General features: G+C 69.7%; 16 protein-coding genes. 11 read left to right on the forward strand and 5 right to left on the reverse strand.

What is annotated here, in order from left to right; all coding sequences use genetic code 11:
* Positions 1 to 41 precede the first annotated feature (41 nt).
* From BA895_RS02645 to BA895_RS02695, 11 genes are all read left to right on the forward strand, one after another.
* On the forward strand, positions 42 to 2,240 hold the full coding sequence (locus BA895_RS02645; RefSeq protein ID WP_070190350.1) for an alkaline phosphatase family protein: 2,199 nt from the start codon (positions 42 to 44) through the stop codon (positions 2,238 to 2,240).
* Positions 2,237 to 3,139: an MBL fold metallo-hydrolase gene (locus tag BA895_RS02650; RefSeq protein WP_175442240.1), complete on the forward strand. Its 903-nt coding sequence runs from the start codon at positions 2,237 to 2,239 to the stop codon at positions 3,137 to 3,139. The genes BA895_RS02645 and BA895_RS02650 overlap by 4 nt, the downstream gene beginning before the upstream one ends.
* A gap of 96 nt (positions 3,140 to 3,235) precedes the next feature.
* On the forward strand, positions 3,236 to 3,511 hold the full coding sequence (locus BA895_RS02655; protein ID WP_070190351.1) for a DUF2277 domain-containing protein: 276 nt from the start codon (positions 3,236 to 3,238) through the stop codon (positions 3,509 to 3,511).
* A 7-nt stretch (positions 3,512 to 3,518) separates the two neighbouring features.
* Complete coding sequence (locus BA895_RS02660; protein ID WP_070190352.1) at positions 3,519 to 4,649, forward strand: metallophosphoesterase; 1,131 nt, start codon at positions 3,519 to 3,521, stop codon at positions 4,647 to 4,649.
* A 17-nt stretch (positions 4,650 to 4,666) separates the two neighbouring features.
* Positions 4,667 to 5,290 carry a class I SAM-dependent methyltransferase gene (locus tag BA895_RS02665; RefSeq protein WP_070190353.1) on the forward strand — a complete coding sequence of 208 codons (624 nt, stop codon included), beginning with the start codon at positions 4,667 to 4,669 and terminating at the stop codon, positions 5,288 to 5,290.
* A gap of 99 nt (positions 5,291 to 5,389) precedes the next feature.
* Positions 5,390 to 6,805 (forward strand): MATE family efflux transporter, encoded by a 1,416-nt coding sequence (locus tag BA895_RS02670; protein WP_083282909.1) that lies wholly within the window; start codon positions 5,390 to 5,392, stop codon positions 6,803 to 6,805.
* Between the two features lie 523 nt (positions 6,806 to 7,328).
* Entirely contained in the window at positions 7,329 to 8,651 is a 1,323-nt protein-coding gene (locus BA895_RS02675; RefSeq protein WP_070190354.1) for an ABC transporter substrate-binding protein, read from the forward strand.
* A gap of 107 nt (positions 8,652 to 8,758) precedes the next feature.
* The gene (locus tag BA895_RS02680; protein WP_371327684.1) at positions 8,759 to 9,766 is read left to right on the forward strand and encodes a carbohydrate ABC transporter permease; all 1,008 of its coding nucleotides are present in this window, start codon (positions 8,759 to 8,761) and stop codon (positions 9,764 to 9,766) included.
* Positions 9,763 to 10,659: a carbohydrate ABC transporter permease gene (locus BA895_RS02685; RefSeq protein WP_070190355.1), complete on the forward strand. Its 897-nt coding sequence runs from the start codon at positions 9,763 to 9,765 to the stop codon at positions 10,657 to 10,659. Before BA895_RS02680 ends, BA895_RS02685 begins: the two co-directional genes overlap by 4 nt.
* Positions 10,656 to 12,149, forward strand: coding sequence for a GH1 family beta-glucosidase (locus BA895_RS02690; RefSeq protein WP_070190356.1), 1,494 nt, complete (start codon positions 10,656 to 10,658; stop codon positions 12,147 to 12,149). Before BA895_RS02685 ends, BA895_RS02690 begins: the two co-directional genes overlap by 4 nt.
* Before the next feature lie 16 nt (positions 12,150 to 12,165).
* Positions 12,166 to 13,206: a LacI family DNA-binding transcriptional regulator gene (locus tag BA895_RS02695; RefSeq protein WP_254666288.1), complete on the forward strand. Its 1,041-nt coding sequence runs from the start codon at positions 12,166 to 12,168 to the stop codon at positions 13,204 to 13,206.
* Positions 13,207 to 13,280: 74 nt separating this feature from the next.
* On the opposite strand, the gene BA895_RS02700 is transcribed toward BA895_RS02695, so the two are convergent.
* From BA895_RS02700 to BA895_RS02720, 5 genes are all read right to left on the reverse strand, one after another.
* Positions 13,281 to 14,321 (reverse strand): hypothetical protein, encoded by a 1,041-nt coding sequence (locus BA895_RS02700; RefSeq protein ID WP_254666289.1) that lies wholly within the window; start codon positions 14,319 to 14,321, stop codon positions 13,281 to 13,283.
* A complete protein-coding gene (locus BA895_RS02705; RefSeq protein ID WP_070190357.1) occupies positions 14,294 to 14,830 on the reverse strand; it encodes a DUF4262 domain-containing protein in 537 nt (178 codons plus the stop codon). The genes BA895_RS02700 and BA895_RS02705 overlap by 28 nt, the downstream gene beginning before the upstream one ends.
* A gap of 293 nt (positions 14,831 to 15,123) precedes the next feature.
* Positions 15,124 to 15,570, reverse strand: a complete 447-nt coding sequence (gene rplI / locus BA895_RS02710; RefSeq protein ID WP_070190358.1) for a 50S ribosomal protein L9 — start codon at positions 15,568 to 15,570, stop codon at positions 15,124 to 15,126.
* Positions 15,571 to 15,596: 26 nt separating this feature from the next.
* Positions 15,597 to 15,833, reverse strand: coding sequence for a 30S ribosomal protein S18 (gene rpsR / locus BA895_RS02715; RefSeq protein ID WP_056779614.1), 237 nt, complete (start codon positions 15,831 to 15,833; stop codon positions 15,597 to 15,599).
* 123 nt (positions 15,834 to 15,956) lie between these two features.
* Entirely contained in the window at positions 15,957 to 16,637 is a 681-nt protein-coding gene (locus BA895_RS02720) for a single-stranded DNA-binding protein (RefSeq protein ID WP_070190359.1), read from the reverse strand.
* Positions 16,638 to 16,648: the final 11 nt, after the last annotated feature.

Genomic DNA, 16,648 nt, shown 5'->3' on the forward strand with positions numbered 1-16,648 from the left:
AGGTTGGGGTCTTCACACGGCCGCAACGTCACAGGAGAACGATGTCCACGGCGCCTCGCGCTCAGCCGAACGGGCCCCCCGAGCAGACCCTGACGGGTCGGGTGGTCTCCACGGTGGTGTCGGTGGGCGTGGCGGCCCTGGGGCTCTGGGCCGGCCTCGCGGTCGTGGGCCGCGCCGGCCAGGTCACTGTCGCCGAGCTCGTCGCCACCTCCCTCGCACTGCTGGTCGCCGAGCTGGTCGCGCGGCCGTTCCTGCGAGCTCTGGCCGGCCGGGGCAGCGCGCTGCTCGCCCTGGCGATCGGTCTGGTCGGCCAGCTGGCCATCTCGGGGCTGGTGGCCTACGCGTTTCTCGGGGTGCGGCTCCGACACTGGTACGTGGTCGCCGTGGTGCTGGGAGTGATGGCGGTGGTCACCGCGATCGGCCGGTGGCTCGTCGGGGCGAGCGACACGGCCTACGTCGTGGGTCACGCCCTGCACCGCCGGGGTGGCGCCCAGCCGAGCGGCCCTCGGGCGAAGGGCCTGGTCGTGCTGCAGTTCGACGGGGTCTCGGCCGGCGTGATGCAGCGGGCGATGGCCTCGGGTCAGGCCCCGACCGTCTCGCGCTGGCTCACCCAGGGCACCCACCAGCTGCGCGAGTGGTGGGTGCCAGTGCCGTCGACCACCCCGGCGAGCCAGGCCGGCATCCTGCACGGAGACGACACGCAGGTGCCCGGGTTCCGCTGGTGGGACCGCGAGCTGGGGCGCCTGATGGTCTCGAACCGGTCGGCCGACGCCGCCGTGGTGGAGTCCCGGTTCCCCCCGGGCCACGGGCTGTTGCGCGAGGGCGGTGTCGCGATCAGCACGGCGTTCACGGGTGAGGCCGACCACGCCTTCCTCGTGTTCAGCCGAGCAGGAACGCGAGGCGGCCTGGGTTCGGGCGCCTCCTACATCCCGCTCTTCGCGAGCCCGTTCCTGCTCCCGCGCACACTGCTGCTGACCCTCGGCGAGATGGTCAAAGAGCTCTACCAGGCGCGCCGCCAGAGAGTGCGCGACGTGCAGCCGCGGATCCACCGCAAGCTGTCGTACGTCGCCCTGCGGGGCATCACCAACGTGTTTCTGCGCACCCTCAACCTCGTGCTCGTCACCGATGCGATGAGCCGCGGAGCCGCCATCGTGTTCGTCGATTTCGTCGACTACGACGAGATCGCCCACCACGCCGGGCCCGAGCGGCCCGAGGCCATGCGGGCCCTCGAGGGGCTCGACACCGTGCTCGGTGAGTTGGCCCGCGCCGCCGCAGCGGTCGCGACCGACTACGACTTCGTCGTGTGGTCAGACCACGGCCAGAGTCTCGGGCCGACGTTCGAGCAGCTGACCGGCGCCACGCTCGCCGAACGGGTCGAAGCGCTCATGGAGGGGGATGCCGTGAGCACCCTCGAGAGCGCCAACGGTGACGACTGGGGGCCGCTCAACGCCCTGTTGTCCTCCACCTTCACGCGCGCATCGAGATCGTCGCGGCCACTCGTGGTCGGGCCCGACCGCGGCAGCACCAGGGCGGTCGGCGACGAGACCCCCGACGTGGTGGTCGTCGGCGGCGGCAACCTCGGCATGGTGTGGTTTCCAGGACTGCCGACCCGGCCCACGCTCGAACAGGTCACGGCGCGCTGGCCGGGCCTGGTGCCGGGGCTGGCCCTGACCGACGGGGTCGGCGCCGTCATGGTCGCCGGTGACCTGGCCGATGACGCAGTCGGGCAGGTTGCTGCGGCGCTGGCCGCAGACCTCCGCGGCGGCCTGGGCAGCGATGTGCACCGCGGGCCAGGCAGCATGAGCCAACCGACTGGCCGACCAGGGCCTGAGGGGAGTGCCGCCGCCGGCCACGGCGGGGCAGTCGTCGTGGGACCGCACGGCATCCATCACCTCGGCAGCGGCCGCGTCACCGGGGTCGACCCCCTCGTTCCCTACGGCCCGCGCACGGCGGGCGATCTCGCGCGGCTCAGCACGACGGAACACTGTGGCGACCTCGTCCTGCTCTCCACCGTCGACGCGAACGGCATGGTGCACGCCTTCGAGGAGCAGGTGGGCTCGCACGGCGGGGTGGGCGGGCCCCAGAACAACGGGCTGCTCCTGCACCCCACGCACCTCGAGATCTCCGACGACCTGCTCTGCGACCACGGGCCGGTTCCCCTCTTCACCAGCCCGGTCGCCATCCACGACCAGATCCAAAGGTGGCGACGCGCCCAGGGAACGCTCGGAGCGCAACCGTGACCCACGAACGCCCCGACCACGGTGAAGGGCCCGGCGAGCACGACGAGCATGGCGAACACGGCATCCGCCTGACGTGGCTGGGGCATTCCACCGTGGTCATCGAGCTCGGTGGGGTGCGGCTGCTGACCGACCCGCTGCTGGGCCGCAGGGCCGGGCCCCTCGTGCGATCGGGCGCCGTTCCCGACCCGCGGGTGTGGCACCACCCCGACGCCGTGCTGCTCTCGCACCTGCACCACGACCACGCCGACCTCGCTTCGCTGCGCCGGGTGCGAGGCGCTCCGGTGGTGACCGGTGAGGTCAACCGCGCCTGGGCTGTGCGATGCGGTCTCACGGTGGCGCGGCCCACCAACTCCGGCACCCTCGGCAGCCGTGACCACCTCGACCGCTCTGACGACGCGTGGTGGACCGTGCCGCACCAGGCCGGCGACCGGCCGGTCAGCGTGCGACTCGTGCCGGCGGTGCACGAGAGCCGGCCGATGCCACACCGTCCCAACGCGGCCAACGGCTTTCTGGTGCGCAGCGCCGACAGCATCGTCTACTTCGCCGGCGACACGGCTCTTCACGACGACATGGGCGACCTGGCGGTGCTGGCCGGTGGGGCGATCGACGTGGCGCTGCTGCCCATCGGAGGCTGGGGCCCGCGACTGTCCGAAGGACACCTCGACCCCGAAGCCGCCGCCGAGGCGGCGCTGCGTCTGGGCGCCCGGGCCGTGATGCCGGTGCACTACGGCACCCTGCACCCGTGGGGGTGGCCCCGCCGGCTGCGCGGCTGGATGCAGGATCCGCTCACCGGCTTCGCCCGAGCGCTGCATTACCGAGCGCCCGACGTGATGCTCCTCGCCCCTCCCCCGGGGCACCCGACCACGGTTCCTCGACGGCATCCGGCTGACGGCGACTGACGGCCGGCCCGACGCTGTCGGCACACCCTGTCGGCACACCCTGTCGTCACCCTGCCGGGTCGCCCTCAGACAGGCCCCGTCGCCTACGCTCGGGCCATGTGCCGCAACATCAGACAGCTCCACAACTTCGAGCCGCCCGCCACCAGCGACGAGGTGCGCGCGGCGGCTCTGCAGTACGTCCGTAAGGTGAGCGGGGCGAGCAAGCCGAGCCAGGTCAACCAGCAGGCCTTCGACGAGGCCGTCGAGGCGGTCGCGCAGGCCACCGCCCATCTGCTGGAACACCTCACCACCAACGCTCCGCCCAAAGACCGAGAGGCCGAACGCGAGAAGGCCCTGGCCCGCAACGCGGTCCGCTTCGGAACACCCGCCTGATCGGATCATGTTGTCGTTCTTCGTCGTCGGCGTGGCGGTGGTTCTCGCCCTGTTCAGCCTGCTGCTCCACCGTCGTCTCGCCGTTGCGCCCGAGTGGCCGGCCGCCGTTCGCCGGGTGATCGCCACCGGGCTCGGGCTCACGGGTCTGGCCACGATGGTGGCCTTCGCCATGCAGGCCGGGCTCATCGACCCGCACCGGGCCCGATGGGCGGCCTGGGCCGGCATGACCTGGCTCGCCGTGGGCTGGTACCTGCTGCTCGGGGTGCTGGCCCTTGCGGTGCTCGGCCTGCTGGCCCGCCTCATCGGAGGTCGCCCGGCCCGGCGACGGGTGCTTCGCGTGGGCACCCCGCTCGTCGTCGTGGCTGCCCTGGCCACGACGGGCTACGGGCTCCACGAGGCCGCCCAACCGCAGATCACCACTGCGTCGTTCTCGAGCCGGCAGCTCCCCGCGCAGTTCGAGGGACTACGGGTGGCACTCATCTCCGACCTGCACGTCGGCCCCGTGCGCGAGGAGAGCTTCACCCGCCGGGTCGTCAACGAGGTCAATGCTGCCCACCCGGATCTCGTCGTGCTCGCCGGCGACCTCATCGATGGCCGCGTGGAGCAGGTGGGCGATGCCACAGACCCGCTCCGCGACCTTCGTGCCCCGCTCGGTGTGGTCGCGGTGAGCGGCAACCACGAGGTGATCTCTCAGGAACCCGACGCATGGCTCGACCACTACGCCTCGCTGGGCATCACCGTGCTGCGCAACTCCAACATCGAGCTGACGCGTGGTGGCGCGACCATCGCGGTGGCCGGCAGCAACGACGAGACGGCCGGCGGCGATGACGCCCCGAACATCGGCACGACCCTGGCCGGGGTCGACCCCGACGCCTTCACCCTGCTGGTGACCCACCAGCCCAAGGCCGCCGAGTCGGCTGGTGGGCGTGGCGTCGACCTGCAGGTGTCAGGCCACACCCACGGCGGGCAGCTCTGGCCGTTCCGCTACGCCGTCACCCTCCAGCAGCCGACCCTCGACGGGCTGGCCCTGGTGGGCGACGTGCCGGTCTTCACCACCCGCGGCGCCGGCGCCTGGGGGCCGCCGGTGCGGGTGCTCGCCCCACCGGAGATACCGATCATCACCCTCCGACGCGGCTGACCGCCTAGCCTGAGGCGATGGGTTGGTGGGCACGCCAGGTGACGCCGCGGCTCGTCGAGCTCGGCGCCGACGAGCCCGCCATGCTCAGCCTGCGTGCTCGAGCGTGCACCGGCCTGCACGGCCGGGTGCTCGAGCTCGGCTTCGGCAGCGGCGTCAACGTGCCGATCTACCCGGCCGACGTCATCGACGTGATCGCGATCGAGCCCTCCGACCTCGCCTGGCGGCGCTCAGAGCGACGGCGCTCACTCGGTCAGACACCGGTGCGCCGCGGCGGCCTCGACGGGCAGCGGCTCGACCTGCCCGACCACCACGTCGACGCCGTGCTCACCTGCCTCACCCTCTGCACCATCCCTGACCCGGCCCAGGCCCTTCGCGAAGCGTGCCGCGTGCTGCGACCCGGCGGCACCCTCCACTTTCTCGAGCACGGCATCGCACCGGATGCCGGGGTGCGCCGTTGGCAACGTCGGCTCGAGCCGCTGCAGAAGAAAGTCTTTGACGGCTGCCACCTGATGCGACCCATCGACGAGCTCATCGAGGCCTCGGGCCTGACCATCGAGTCCATCGAGCGCGCCTACGGGCCCGTGCCGGCACCGATGCGGCCCTGGGGCTTCGTCTACCTCGGTCGCGCTCGAAAGCTCTGACCACCCGCCGCGGTCGGTTGGCGCTTCCGGCGCCTGGGCGGCGCTGTTGCCCCTGAGACAGGCCACGTCACGGCCCACAGCCGCGGTTACCGTGTTCCCATGTCCGATGCCGGTGTGCGCCGCCCCGCCGGTGACCCGGACCCGGACGGCGAGCCGCACGACCGCGAGCCGGAAGACCTACAGCGGAAAGGACCGTCCGTCGGCTACCGCCGCGAGATCCTGCGCCTGGCCGGCCCGGCGTTCCTCGCCCTCATCGCCGAGCCCCTTTTTCTGCTCGCCGACTCGGCGATCGTCGGGCACCTCGGAACGGCCGAGCTCGCCGGGCTCGGCGTGGCGAGCGCCGCTCTTCTCACCGCGTCGGGCATCTTCGTCTTCCTCGCCTACGGCACCACGAGTGTCGTGGCCCGACATCTGGGCGCCGGTGACCAGCGCGCGGCCGTGGCCGCCGGTATCGACGGACTGTGGTTGGCCCTCGGTCTCGGCGTCGTCATCGCAGCGGTGACGGCGGTGGCGGCCGGCCCGATCAGCGCCCTGTTCGGCGCCTCTGACGCCGCCCACGAGCAGGCCACGATCTACCTGCGCATCTCGGCGTTCGGGTTGCCGGCCATGCTCATCGTGCTGGCGGTCACCGGGGTGCTGCGGGGGCTCCAGGACACGAAGACACCTCTCATCGCCTCGGTCGCGGGGTTCGGAACCAACGTCGTGCTGAACGTCGTGTTCGTCTACGGGTTGCACTGGGGCATAGCCGGTTCCGCGTGGGGCACGGTCATCGCCCAGACCGGCATGGCGACTGCCCTCGTCGTGGTGCTGCTGCGTCAGGCGCGGGCTCTGGGCGCCTCGCCCCGGGCCCACCCCGGGCGCGTTCTCGCGGCCGGCCTCACCGGCATCCCCCTGCTCGTTCGAACGGTGGCGCTGCGCGCAACCATGCTGTTGACCACGTGGGTGGCGGCGGCGCTCGGCGACGCGTCGCTGGCCGCGCACCAGGTGGCTCTGACCATCTGGTCGTTCCTCGCCTTTGCCCTTGATGCCCTGGCCATTGCTGCTCAGGCCATGACCGGCAAGTCGCTCGGCTCGGGCGATCGCGGCGGCGTTCGCCAGACGATGGACACCATGGTGCGCTGGGGCGTCTTCGGTGGGCTGGCCGTCGGTCTGCTGCTCGTCGCCGTGCACCGCATCGTGCCGCCCCTGTTCACCACCGACCCCGTCGTGCGCGACGCGCTCGGCGCGGCCCTGGTCGTCGTCGGGCTGGGGCAGGCCATCGCGGGCTACGTCTTCGTGCTCGACGGGGTACTGATCGGCGCAGGCGACGGGCGCTGGCTGGCTTGGGGCGCAGTGGCCGGCCTGGTGCTCTACCTGCCGATCATCCTCTGGGTCAAGGCGATCGGGCCGAGCGACTCCCCCAGCCACGATGTCGTCGGGCTGTGGGTCGCCTTCACCGCCTTCATGGTGATCAGGGGCGCGATCCTCGGTTGGCGATCGCGCACCGATGAGTGGATGGTGCTCGGCGTGCGCTGAGCTCGCCACCCTGCACACCCCTCACCCAGGTGGTCAGCCGGAGCGCTCGGCACCGGCACCCCTCAGGCCCGGCACCCCTCAGGCCCGGCACCACCTGTCGCTCGCTGCCCGGCAAACCCCTCGACCCCTCCCTGGGCGACACCCGGGTGTCGGCTCCTGCCACTCTGCCGGTGAACTGAAGGGTAGTTCTCAGGCTTCTTTAAGATTGGTCGCGCATCCTTCTTCTTGTGAGTTGCTCCTGTGCGACTCGGTGATCTCCTCCCCTGTCAGATCGCCGAGTCAAGGGCACCCGCCCCCACTGGTCTAGTTCGGCGACGCGACCAGCGGGGGCGGGTTTTTTGTGCCCTTTCGGCACCTGTCGTCCCGCTCTCACCCGCGCCTGCAGGTCACGGATCAGTAACAACCCTTGACCGCTCTTCGTCCCACCATCCATTCTCTGTCGTGAGAGCGCTCTCACGCCTCGCGTCCCGCACGGAGAGCGCTCCCACACCCATATCGGGCCTGAGACCGAAGGAGCTCTCTCATGACCACACGCGCCACCCGCACCACCCGGACCGGCACGCGCTACAAAGCCGTGGCCACCGTCTCGATCGGGCTGCTGGCCCTGTCGGCCTGCAGCAGCTCGAGCACGACCGAACCGGGCGCCGGCAGCACCCCGGCCGGCGCCGCCGGTGGCGGACAGGTCACCCTGACCCTCGCCACCTTCAACCAGTTCGGCTACGAAGACCTCCTCCCCGAGTTCGAGAAGAGCCACCCGAACATCAAGGTCACCCACAAGAAGGCCGCCACCTCCAACGAGGCCCGCGACAACTTCAACACCCGGCTCGCCGCCGGCAGCGGCATGGCCGACGTCGAGGCTGTCGAGGTCGACTGGCTACCCGAGATCCTGCAGTACAGCGCGAAGTTCACCGACCTCGAGAACCCCTCCGTCGACGGCCGCTGGCCCGAGTGGAAGACCAAGGCCGCCACCGACGCCAACGGCGCCCTGGTCGGGTACGGCACCGACGCCGGCCCCGAGGCGATCTGCTACCGCGGCGACCTGCTCAAGGCCGCCGGCTTCCCGAGCGACCGCGAGTCGGTCGCGAAATGGCTGGGCACCTCGTGGGAGAGCTACTTCGCCGCGGGGCAACAGTTCGCCGCCAAGAGCAAGACCCCGTTCTTCGACTCCCTCGGCGCCACCTACCAGGGCATGATCAACCAGGTCGAGAAGACCTACGAAGACACCGACGGCACCGTCATCGCCACCACCAACCCCGCGGTTCGCAAGGTCTACGACGAGGTCGTCAAGGCCGGCATCGACAACAAGCTCTCGGCCAAGCTGCAGCAGTGGAGTGACGACTGGACCGCGAGCTACCAGAAGAACGGCTTCGCCACCATGCTCTGCCCCGGCTGGATGGTCGGCGTCATCGAAGGCAACGCCAAGGGGGTCAAGGGTTGGGACATCGCCAACACCTTCCCCGGCGGCGGCGGCAACTGGGGCGGCTCCTACCTGGTCGTGCCGAAGCAGAGCGCGCACCCCGCGGAGGCCCGTGAGCTCGCCGACTGGCTGACCGCTCCCGAGCAGCAGATCAAGGCCTTCCAGAAGGTCGGAGCGTTCCCGAGCCAGGTCGCCGCCCAGAGCAGCCCCGAGCTCGCGGCCGTCAAGGTGGCGTCGTTCAACAACGCCCCCACCGGCCAGATCTTCTCCGACCGGTTCAAGGGCATCTCGGTCTCGCCGTTCAAGGGCCCGAAGTACTTCGCCATCAACGACGCCATGCAGAAGGCACTGACCCGCATCGAGGACGGCACCTCGACCCCCGCCGCGTCGTGGGACAAGTTCACCGCCGACGTGCAGGCCCTCGGCTGACCTCCTGCGTCAGCGACTGAACCGGCAGCGGCATCCAGGCTCGGCCCCCTCACCGGCCGGGATGCCGCTGTCGTCACCCCCGTAGGCCCTCACCCCAAGGAGCGGCAGTGACCGTAACGACCAAGCGGCCGCCGGACTCGTCCGGCCCGGCCGGGCCTGGCGGTGGCGACCGGCTGCCCACCCGGCCCAGCGGCATCCGACCCCGGTCGAAGCTGCGCCAACGACTCAGCCGACTGGACGGGGCGGTCTCGCCCTACGCCTACATCTCGCCGTTCTTCATCCTCTTCGCCATCGTGGGGCTCTTCCCGCTGCTCTACACGCTCTGGGTCTCGCTGCACCAGTGGAACCTCATCGGTGGGCAGGGCGACTACGTCGGGCTGAAGAACTTCACCGACGTGCTCGGCCAGCCCTTCTTCTGGAAGGCCCTACGCAACACCCTCAGCATCTTCGTGCTCTCGAGCGTGCCGCAGGTGATCTTCGCCCTGCTCATCGCGGCCGCGCTCGACAGCGGCCTGCGCGCCAAGGCCTTCTGGCGGATGAGCGTGCTGCTGCCGTACGTCATCGCCCCGGTGGCGGTCGTGCTGATCTTCAACGACCTGTTCGGCGACAAGTTCGGCCTCATCAACCAGGTGCTCGGCTACGTCGGCATCGACCCGGTCCAGTGGCACAAGGACACCCTCTCGAGCCACGTCGCCATTGCGACGATGGTCAACTTCCGCTGGACCGGCTACAACGCGCTGATCTTCCTCGCCGCGATGCAGACGGTTCCGCGCGACTACTACGAGGCGGCCCTGATCGACGGGGCCGGACGGGTCCGCACCTTCTTCTCCATCACCATCCCGCAGCTGCGAGCGACCATCATCTTCGTCGTCATCACCTCGACCATCGGCGGCCTGCAGATCTTCGACGAGCCCCGGATGTTCGACCAGTACGGCCAAGGCGGCGCCGACCGGCAGTGGCAGACCCTGACGATCTACCTCTACAACATCGGCTGGACCCAGAAGAACTTCGGTCGGGCCGCCGCGATCGCGTGGCTGCTGTTCCTCATCATCATCGTCTTCGCACTCGTCAACTTCGTCGTCACGCAGCGAATCGCCTCCAGGGAGTCCCGATGACCGCCCCGACCCTGGTGCCCGTGCGCGCCCCCGAGCCCACTCCGGCTCGACGACGCCTGACTCGCAACGCGATTCGCCGCAGCCAAGCCAGCCCGGTCGCGTACACGTTTCTCATCATCGTGCTCCTGGCGTCGGTCTTCCCGCTCTGGTGGTCGTTCGTCATCGGCAGCAAGGACGCCACCGCGATCAACAGCGGCGACGTCTCGCTCATCCCGGGCGGCAACTTCCTCGTCAACGCCCGCACCGTCGTCGACACCCTGCCGTTCTGGAAGGCGCTGGCCAACAGCATCATCGTCTCGACCGCTGTGGGCGTCGCGGTGGTGCTGCTCTCGACGATGGCCGGGTTCGCGTTCGCCAAGCTGCGGTTCCGCGGCAAGGGGGTGCTGCTCGTGTTCGTCATCGCCACGATGGCGGTGCCGACACAGCTCGGGATCGTGCCGCTGTTCATCGTGATGAGCAAGCTCGGCTGGATCGGCAGCCTCGGCGCCGTCATCGTGCCCTCGCTCGTCAACGCGTTCGGGGTGTTCTGGATGACGCAGTACCTCAAGGAGGCGCTGCCCGACGAGCTGATCGAGGCGGCCCGCGTCGACGGGGCGTCGATCTTCCGGATCTTCTGGAACATCGCCCTGCCCGCGGCACGGCCGGGTGCTGCCATGCTGGGACTGTTCACCTTCATCGCGACCTGGACCAACTTCTTCTGGCCCTTCATCGTGCTCGACCCAGGAAACCCGACCCTCCCAGTCGCCCTCCAGCAACTTCAGGCACGCTACTACGTGGACTACTCGCTCGTACTCGCGGGAGTGGTGCTCGCCGCTCTGCCGCTCATCATCGTGTTCGCCGTCGCCGGACGTCAGCTCGTGTCCGGCATCATGCAAGGAGCAGTCAAGGGATGACCCCCGCCCCCATCACGCCGAACTCCCTTTCCGCCGCCACCCCTCTCGGTTCGACGCCATCTGGTGTCGAGCGTCGGCCGCTGCCTGACGGGTTCGTGCTCGGCGCCGCCACCGCGGCCTACCAGATCGAGGGCGCGCATGACCTCGACGGTCGCACCGCCTCGATCTGGGACACCTTCTCGCGGGTGCCCGGAGCCGTGGTCGACGGCGACACCGGCGACATCGCCTGCGACCACTACCACCGGTTCGCCGACGACGTCGCGATGATGAAAGCGCTCGGACTGCAGACCTACCGCTTCTCCACCTCTTGGGCCCGGGTCTGTCCCGACGGCGGGCCCGTCAACGGCAAGGGGCTCGACTTCTACGAGCGACTGGTCGACTCGCTGCTCGGCGCGGGCATCGCGCCATGGCTGACGCTTTACCACTGGGATCTCCCGCAGGCCCTCGAGGACCGTGGCGGCTGGACCGCCCGGGAGACGACCGACCGCTTCGTCGACTACGCCCTGGCCGTGCACGACCGGCTCGGCGACCGGGTCTCGACCTGGACCACCCTCAACGAGCCCTTCTGTGCCGCCTTTCTCGGCTACACCGCCGGCATCCACGCCCCAGGTCGTACCTCGCCGGAGGACGGGCTGGCTGCCGCGCACCACCTGATGCTGGCGCACGGCAAGGCCGTTGCGGCTCTGCGAGCACGCGACGCCTCGCTGAAGCTGGGGCTGACGCTGAACTTCACCGTGCCCGACCCCCTCGACCCCGACGACCCGCGTGACGTCGATGGCGCGCGCCGCATCGACGCCCAGATGAACCGCATCTTCCTCGACCCCATCTTCCGCGGTGAGTACCCGGCTGACCTGCTCGACGACGTGCGCGGGCTGGGACTGGAGACCCACATCATGGACGGCGACCTCGACGTGATCAGCACACCGATCGACGTGCTGGGCGTCAACTACTACAACGGCGAGGCGATCGGGCACGAGCCACCGGCCACCGCCCTGGCCGACAGCGTGAACGGGGGCCGCTACACCCGCTCAGCCTTTCCCGCTGCTCCCGCCTCGTTCCGGCATCCGCGCGGCCTGCCCGTGACCGCGATGGACTGGGAGATCCAGCCCGACGGCCTCACCCGGCTGCTCGTGCGCCTCCAACGCGAGTATGCCGGTCCGCACGATGTCGAGCTCTACGTCACCGAGAACGGCGCCGCCTTCGACGACGAGCCCGACGCCGACGGTTTCGTCGACGACCGCGGTCGCACCGCCTACCTGCGTGCCCACGTGGGCGCCGTGCTCGACGCCATCGACTCCGGCGTGCCCGTGCGGGGCTACTTCTACTGGTCGTTGCTCGACAACTACGAGTGGGCCTGGGGGTACGCCAAGCGGTTCGGTATCGTGCGAGTCGACTACGACACGCAGGTTCGCACGCCGAAGGCCAGTGCCCTCGACTACGCCGACATCATCGCCACCAGGGCGCTACCCGTAGGAGTGAGTCCGCAATGAGTGAGGCACGGTGGCCGTGAACGGGCAGGTGCGCTCGTTCGGCGCACCCCTGCCCGCGCGACCCACCCTCGAGGAGGTCGCCAAGGTGGCGGGCGTCTCACGAGCCACCGTGTCGCGCGTCATCAACGGCTCGCCCCGCGTCAGCGCCGACGTGCTCGAGGTGGTGGGCGCGGCCATCGCCGAGCTCAACTACGTTCCCAACCGGGCAGCGCGCTCCCTCGTCGCCCGGGCCACCATGTCGATCGCCCTCGTCGTTCCCGAAGACGCCCACCGCTTCTTCGGTGACCCCTACTTCGCCGACGTCGTACAGGGGATCAGCAACCGGCTGAGCGACAGCGACTACGTGCTCAACCTCCAGCTGACCCATCCCGACTCGCCGTCGGAGAAGACCCGGCGCTACCTGCTCGGCGGCAACGTCGACGGGGCGCTGGTGGTCTCGCACCACTCGGGCGACCACTTTCTCGCCTCGCTCGGACGCTCGCTGCCCGTCGTGTTCGGCGGTCGACCACTGGGCGACCTGGCCCACCCCGGTGACTACTACATCGACGTCGACAACCAGCGGGGCGCCCGCCAGGGCACCCAGCACCTGATCGACGTCGGCCGAAAGGCCATCGCCACCATCACCGGGCCGTCCGACATGCCGGCATCGGTCGACCGTGAAGCCGGCTGGCGCGAGACGGTGCTGGCCGCGGGCCTCAGCGATGCACGCCTGGCGCGAGGCGACTTCACCGAGGCCGGCGGCATCCGGGCCGCTCTCCGGCTGATCGACGAGCACCCCGACCTCGACGCCATCTTCGTGGCCAGCGACCTGATGGCGAGCGGGGTGATGCTGGCCCTGGCCGAACGCGGCCTGCGCGTACCGACCGACGTCGCGATCGTCGGGTTCGACAACAGTCGTTACGCCACCCGAGGCCGGGTGGGTCTGACCACGGTGGCCCAGCCCGCGCAGGAGATGGGCCGCGTCATGGCCGACACCCTGCTGCGGCTGCTGGCCGGCGAGACCGCCCCCCGGGTCACCATGATGGAGACCCATCTCGTCATCCGTGAGTCGGCCTGACCCACCCCACCCAGTCGAGTGGCCACTTCCGTACACCCCACCCAGTCGAGTGGCCAGTTCCGTACACAGTCGCCTCACCGGTTCCACCTGCTCGGCCGGCGGTCCTCCCGCACGAGGGCCAGCTCCATCGCGTGCCGCGAGAAGAACTGGGGCTCGCAGCTGGCGAGGGTCAAGCCGGACTCCTCCACGCCCACCGCACTGGCGAACCGGCGCACGCAGTCGTGCCGGGCGGTCGTTGTGATCATGTCCGCGTTCCAGATCTCCTCCACGATCCAGCCGTCAGCTTCGAGGCCGCGCCGTCGTACCCCGTCGCGCGCACGATCGTTCTCGCCGTCGTGAAACTCCGACCCCTGGTACTCGCCGATCACCTTCGGCTTCTTCCAGACGAGGTCTCCGATCCCTAGGAGTGATCCGTCCGGGCCGTGGATCGGCATGTTCAGAGCCGGCTCGGGTAGCCCGCAACGCACCAGCATCAACCGCGCCAGTGTCTCGCGCGGCGAAGCCGAACCGACCCTGATCTCCTCAAGGGCTTCCAGCAGGGTCACCTTGCCGCGAGGCCTGACCCGCCTGGCGAGCGCGTCGTGCAGTGGCTGGATGCCGTGCAGCCGGGTGCCAACGGCGTCACCGACCACGATGAGATCGTCGAGCCCCACGGGTTTTCCGCGCGCGACGAGCTCACCCAGGTCGACCCACGTGTCGGCGAGGTCGACCACCGCCAAGCCCTCGACCGAGGTGATGCACCTGGGGTGGAACGCTCGGTGGCCCACAACGTCGGCGCGCCTGATGCGGCTCTGAGTGATCGGACGGACGACGTGCAGGCGTTCGTCGGCCTCCATGGCGTACGAGAGTGGAAGCCCGTGCAACCGGGCGGCCGTGAGGTGGGAGAAGGAGGCCATCGTCGGGAACACCCGCATGAAGGCCTCGGCTCTTCCGACGAGTGAGGCCGGCGGCGCAGCACTGCGAACACCTCGCGTCGGTCGCACATACCGGTCGGAGTTCAGCACGCGAACCGTCAAACCCGACGCCAGCCCCACCCTCACACTGAAGGGCCCCTCGGGTTCGACCACCCCCTCATCGGGCCGGTCGCTCACATCAGGCAGCGCGGGCACGAACACGGACCGGTGTCACCCTCGTCATCGAGCAGCGCAGAGAACATGCCCGGCCGCGGTTGCGACGACGGCCCGTACGGGTAGCCGGCATCCCAGGGAAAGAAGCCGCTCACCGACCACGTCAGCTGGAAGGCGTCGACCGAGGCCTCCATCGGGCGCTCGTAGTGCCGGTTCGCCCGGAAGAGAATCTCGCCGGGGTTGGGCACCTGCTCCACGAGATAGCCCTCGTCATGGCCGGCGAACTCGAGCAGTTCGCCCGGCACCAGGTCGCGCCCATCTCGAACAGTTCCATAGAGATGGTTCAGCAGACCGGCAGCGCTCCCCTGGTCGAGCCCGTAGACGAGCAGCTCTGGATGGCCGAGGCCGAACAGGCCGATCGTGTAGCAGAACGGCGTGCGGAACTGGTCGCCGTCGCACGGCACGACGTACTCCAGGCAACAGCCGTGACGACGGATGGACTCGCTGACCCTGCGGTCGTCCTGGTCCAGCCACTGGTTCTTCACGATCTCGTCCACGGGTTCCTCCTGCTGTCGTTGGCACGACGGTAGGAGGGAGGCCGACATCCGGGAAGCAGGCCGGTCGACGCCTGTGGACGGGGCAGGCAAGCGCGTGGGGGTGTGGACAACGTCGTACGAAAGTGGCCACTCGACTGGGTCTGCCGGTCGAGTGGCCAGTTTTGTACGGGTGGATTCAGGGCGGGCCGTACGAAAGTGGCCACTCGACCAGGTGGTGAGTGGGCGGGGACGCCGAAAGGGGCCGGGCTCCGCCTGAAGCGGAACCCGACCCCTTCGCGGAGGTCACTCCTCGGTCAGGAGGACACGACCTCGAACTTCAGGTTTGCCGAGACGTCGGCGTGCAGACGCACGGTTGCCTCGTAGGCACCCACGCTCTTGATGTGCGTCTTGACCTCGATCTTGCGCTTGTCGATCTCGGGACCGCCGGCAGCCTTCACCGCGGCAGCGATGTCGGCGTTGCTGACCGCGCCGAACAGCCGACCGGACTTACCGGTCTTGGCCGCAACCTTGACCGAGGTGGCCTCGAGCCGTCCCTTGACACCCTTGGCGGAGTCGAGGTCCTTGATCTCGCGGACCTCACGGCCCTTGGTCAGGGCGTCGACCTGCTTCTGGCCACCTTTGGTCCACGGGGTCGCCAGGCCGCGCGGCATCAGGTAGTTGCGGCCGTAGCCGTCTTTGACCTCGACGATGTCACCGGCTGCTCCGAGGCCGGTGACCTCGTGCGTGAGAATGAGCTTCATGGTGTTCTCCTAGTTCCCGAACGGGCTCAGCGAGCCGAGCTCGAGTAGGGCAGCAGGGCCATCTCACGGGCGTTCTTGACGGCCGTGGCGATGAGGCGCTGCTCCTGGGTGGACACACCGGTCACACGACGCGCGCGGATCTTGCCGCGGTCGGAGATGAACTTGCGCAGCAGCGCAGTGTCCTTGTAGTCGATGTTCTCGACCTTCGCCGCCTTCAGCGGGTTGGCCTTCTTCTTGGGCTTGCGCACAACGGGCTTTGCCATCGTGGTGCTCTCCTTCGGGAAAGCCCGGGGTTTCTCGCCCCGGGATGGGGTTCTTCAACTGTGATTGGATGCCGCTCAGCTCGCTGAGCGGCGGATGCCGCGTTCTGACCCGGCCGTGCTCGGTCAGAACGGAGGCTCGTCGTAGCTCGGGGCTGCGCCCCAGCCACCGCCTTGGCCGCCCTGACCACCCGACGGCGCGGCCTGGCCGCCAGCGGGAGCCTGGGCCGGGGCTCCCCAGCCTCCGCCCTGCTGACCACCGGAGCCACCTGAACCGCCGGAGCCACCTGAGCCACCGCCGGTCGCCCAGGGGTCCTCGCCGCCCTGCTGGCCACCTTGCTGGCCACCCTGACCGCCTTGGCCACCCTGTCCGCCGCCGCTCCAGCCGCCGCCTTGGCCGCCGCCGGAGGACCCGCCGAAACCGCCGCCGCCGCCAGTGCCACGCTGGGTCTTGTTGACCTTGGCGGTGGCGCTGCGCAGCGATGGGCCGATCTCGTCGACGTCCATCTCGGTGACGGTGCGCTTCTCGCCTTCCTTCGTCTCGTACGATCGAGACTTCAGTCGGCCGGAAGCGATCACCCGCATGCCCCGCTGGAGCGACTCGGCCACGTTCTCGGCCGCGTCACGCCACACCGAGCAGCGCATGAACAGCGTTTCGCCGTCTTTCCACTCGTTGCTCTGGCGATCGAACATCCGCGGGGTTGAGGCCACGGTGAAGTTCGCGACCGCGGCCCCCGAGGGGGTGAACCGGAGTTCGGGGTCGGCGGTCAGGTTGCCGATGATCGTGATGACGGTGTCGCCTGCCATTGGATCGCTTC

Source organism: Humibacillus sp. DSM 29435 (assembly GCF_001758225.1).
Taxonomy (GTDB): Bacteria; Actinomycetota; Actinomycetes; order Actinomycetales; family Dermatophilaceae; genus DSM-29435.

Bases quoted from the DNA above. Each gene is read 5' to 3' on its own strand.
- rpsR (WP_056779614.1), bottom strand. From the start codon at position 15,833: ATGGCAAAGCCCGTTGTGCGCAAGCCCAAGAAGAAGGCCAACCCGCTG.
- BA895_RS02690 (WP_070190356.1), top strand. From the start codon at position 10,656: ATGACCCCCGCCCCCATCACGCCGAACTCCCTTTCCGCCGCCACCCCT.
- BA895_RS02655 (WP_070190351.1), top strand. From the start codon at position 3,236: ATGTGCCGCAACATCAGACAGCTCCACAACTTCGAGCCGCCCGCCACC.
- BA895_RS02685 (WP_070190355.1), top strand. From the start codon at position 9,763: ATGACCGCCCCGACCCTGGTGCCCGTGCGCGCCCCCGAGCCCACTCCG.
- BA895_RS02675 (WP_070190354.1), top strand. From the start codon at position 7,329: ATGACCACACGCGCCACCCGCACCACCCGGACCGGCACGCGCTACAAA.
- BA895_RS02720 (WP_070190359.1), bottom strand. From the start codon at position 16,637: ATGGCAGGCGACACCGTCATCACGATCATCGGCAACCTGACCGCCGAC.
- BA895_RS02645 (WP_070190350.1), top strand. From the start codon at position 42: ATGTCCACGGCGCCTCGCGCTCAGCCGAACGGGCCCCCCGAGCAGACC.
- rplI (WP_070190358.1), bottom strand. From the start codon at position 15,570: ATGAAGCTCATTCTCACGCACGAGGTCACCGGCCTCGGAGCAGCCGGT.
- BA895_RS02665 (WP_070190353.1), top strand. From the start codon at position 4,667: ATGGGTTGGTGGGCACGCCAGGTGACGCCGCGGCTCGTCGAGCTCGGC.
- BA895_RS02660 (WP_070190352.1), top strand. From the start codon at position 3,519: ATGTTGTCGTTCTTCGTCGTCGGCGTGGCGGTGGTTCTCGCCCTGTTC.
- BA895_RS02670 (WP_083282909.1), top strand. From the start codon at position 5,390: ATGTCCGATGCCGGTGTGCGCCGCCCCGCCGGTGACCCGGACCCGGAC.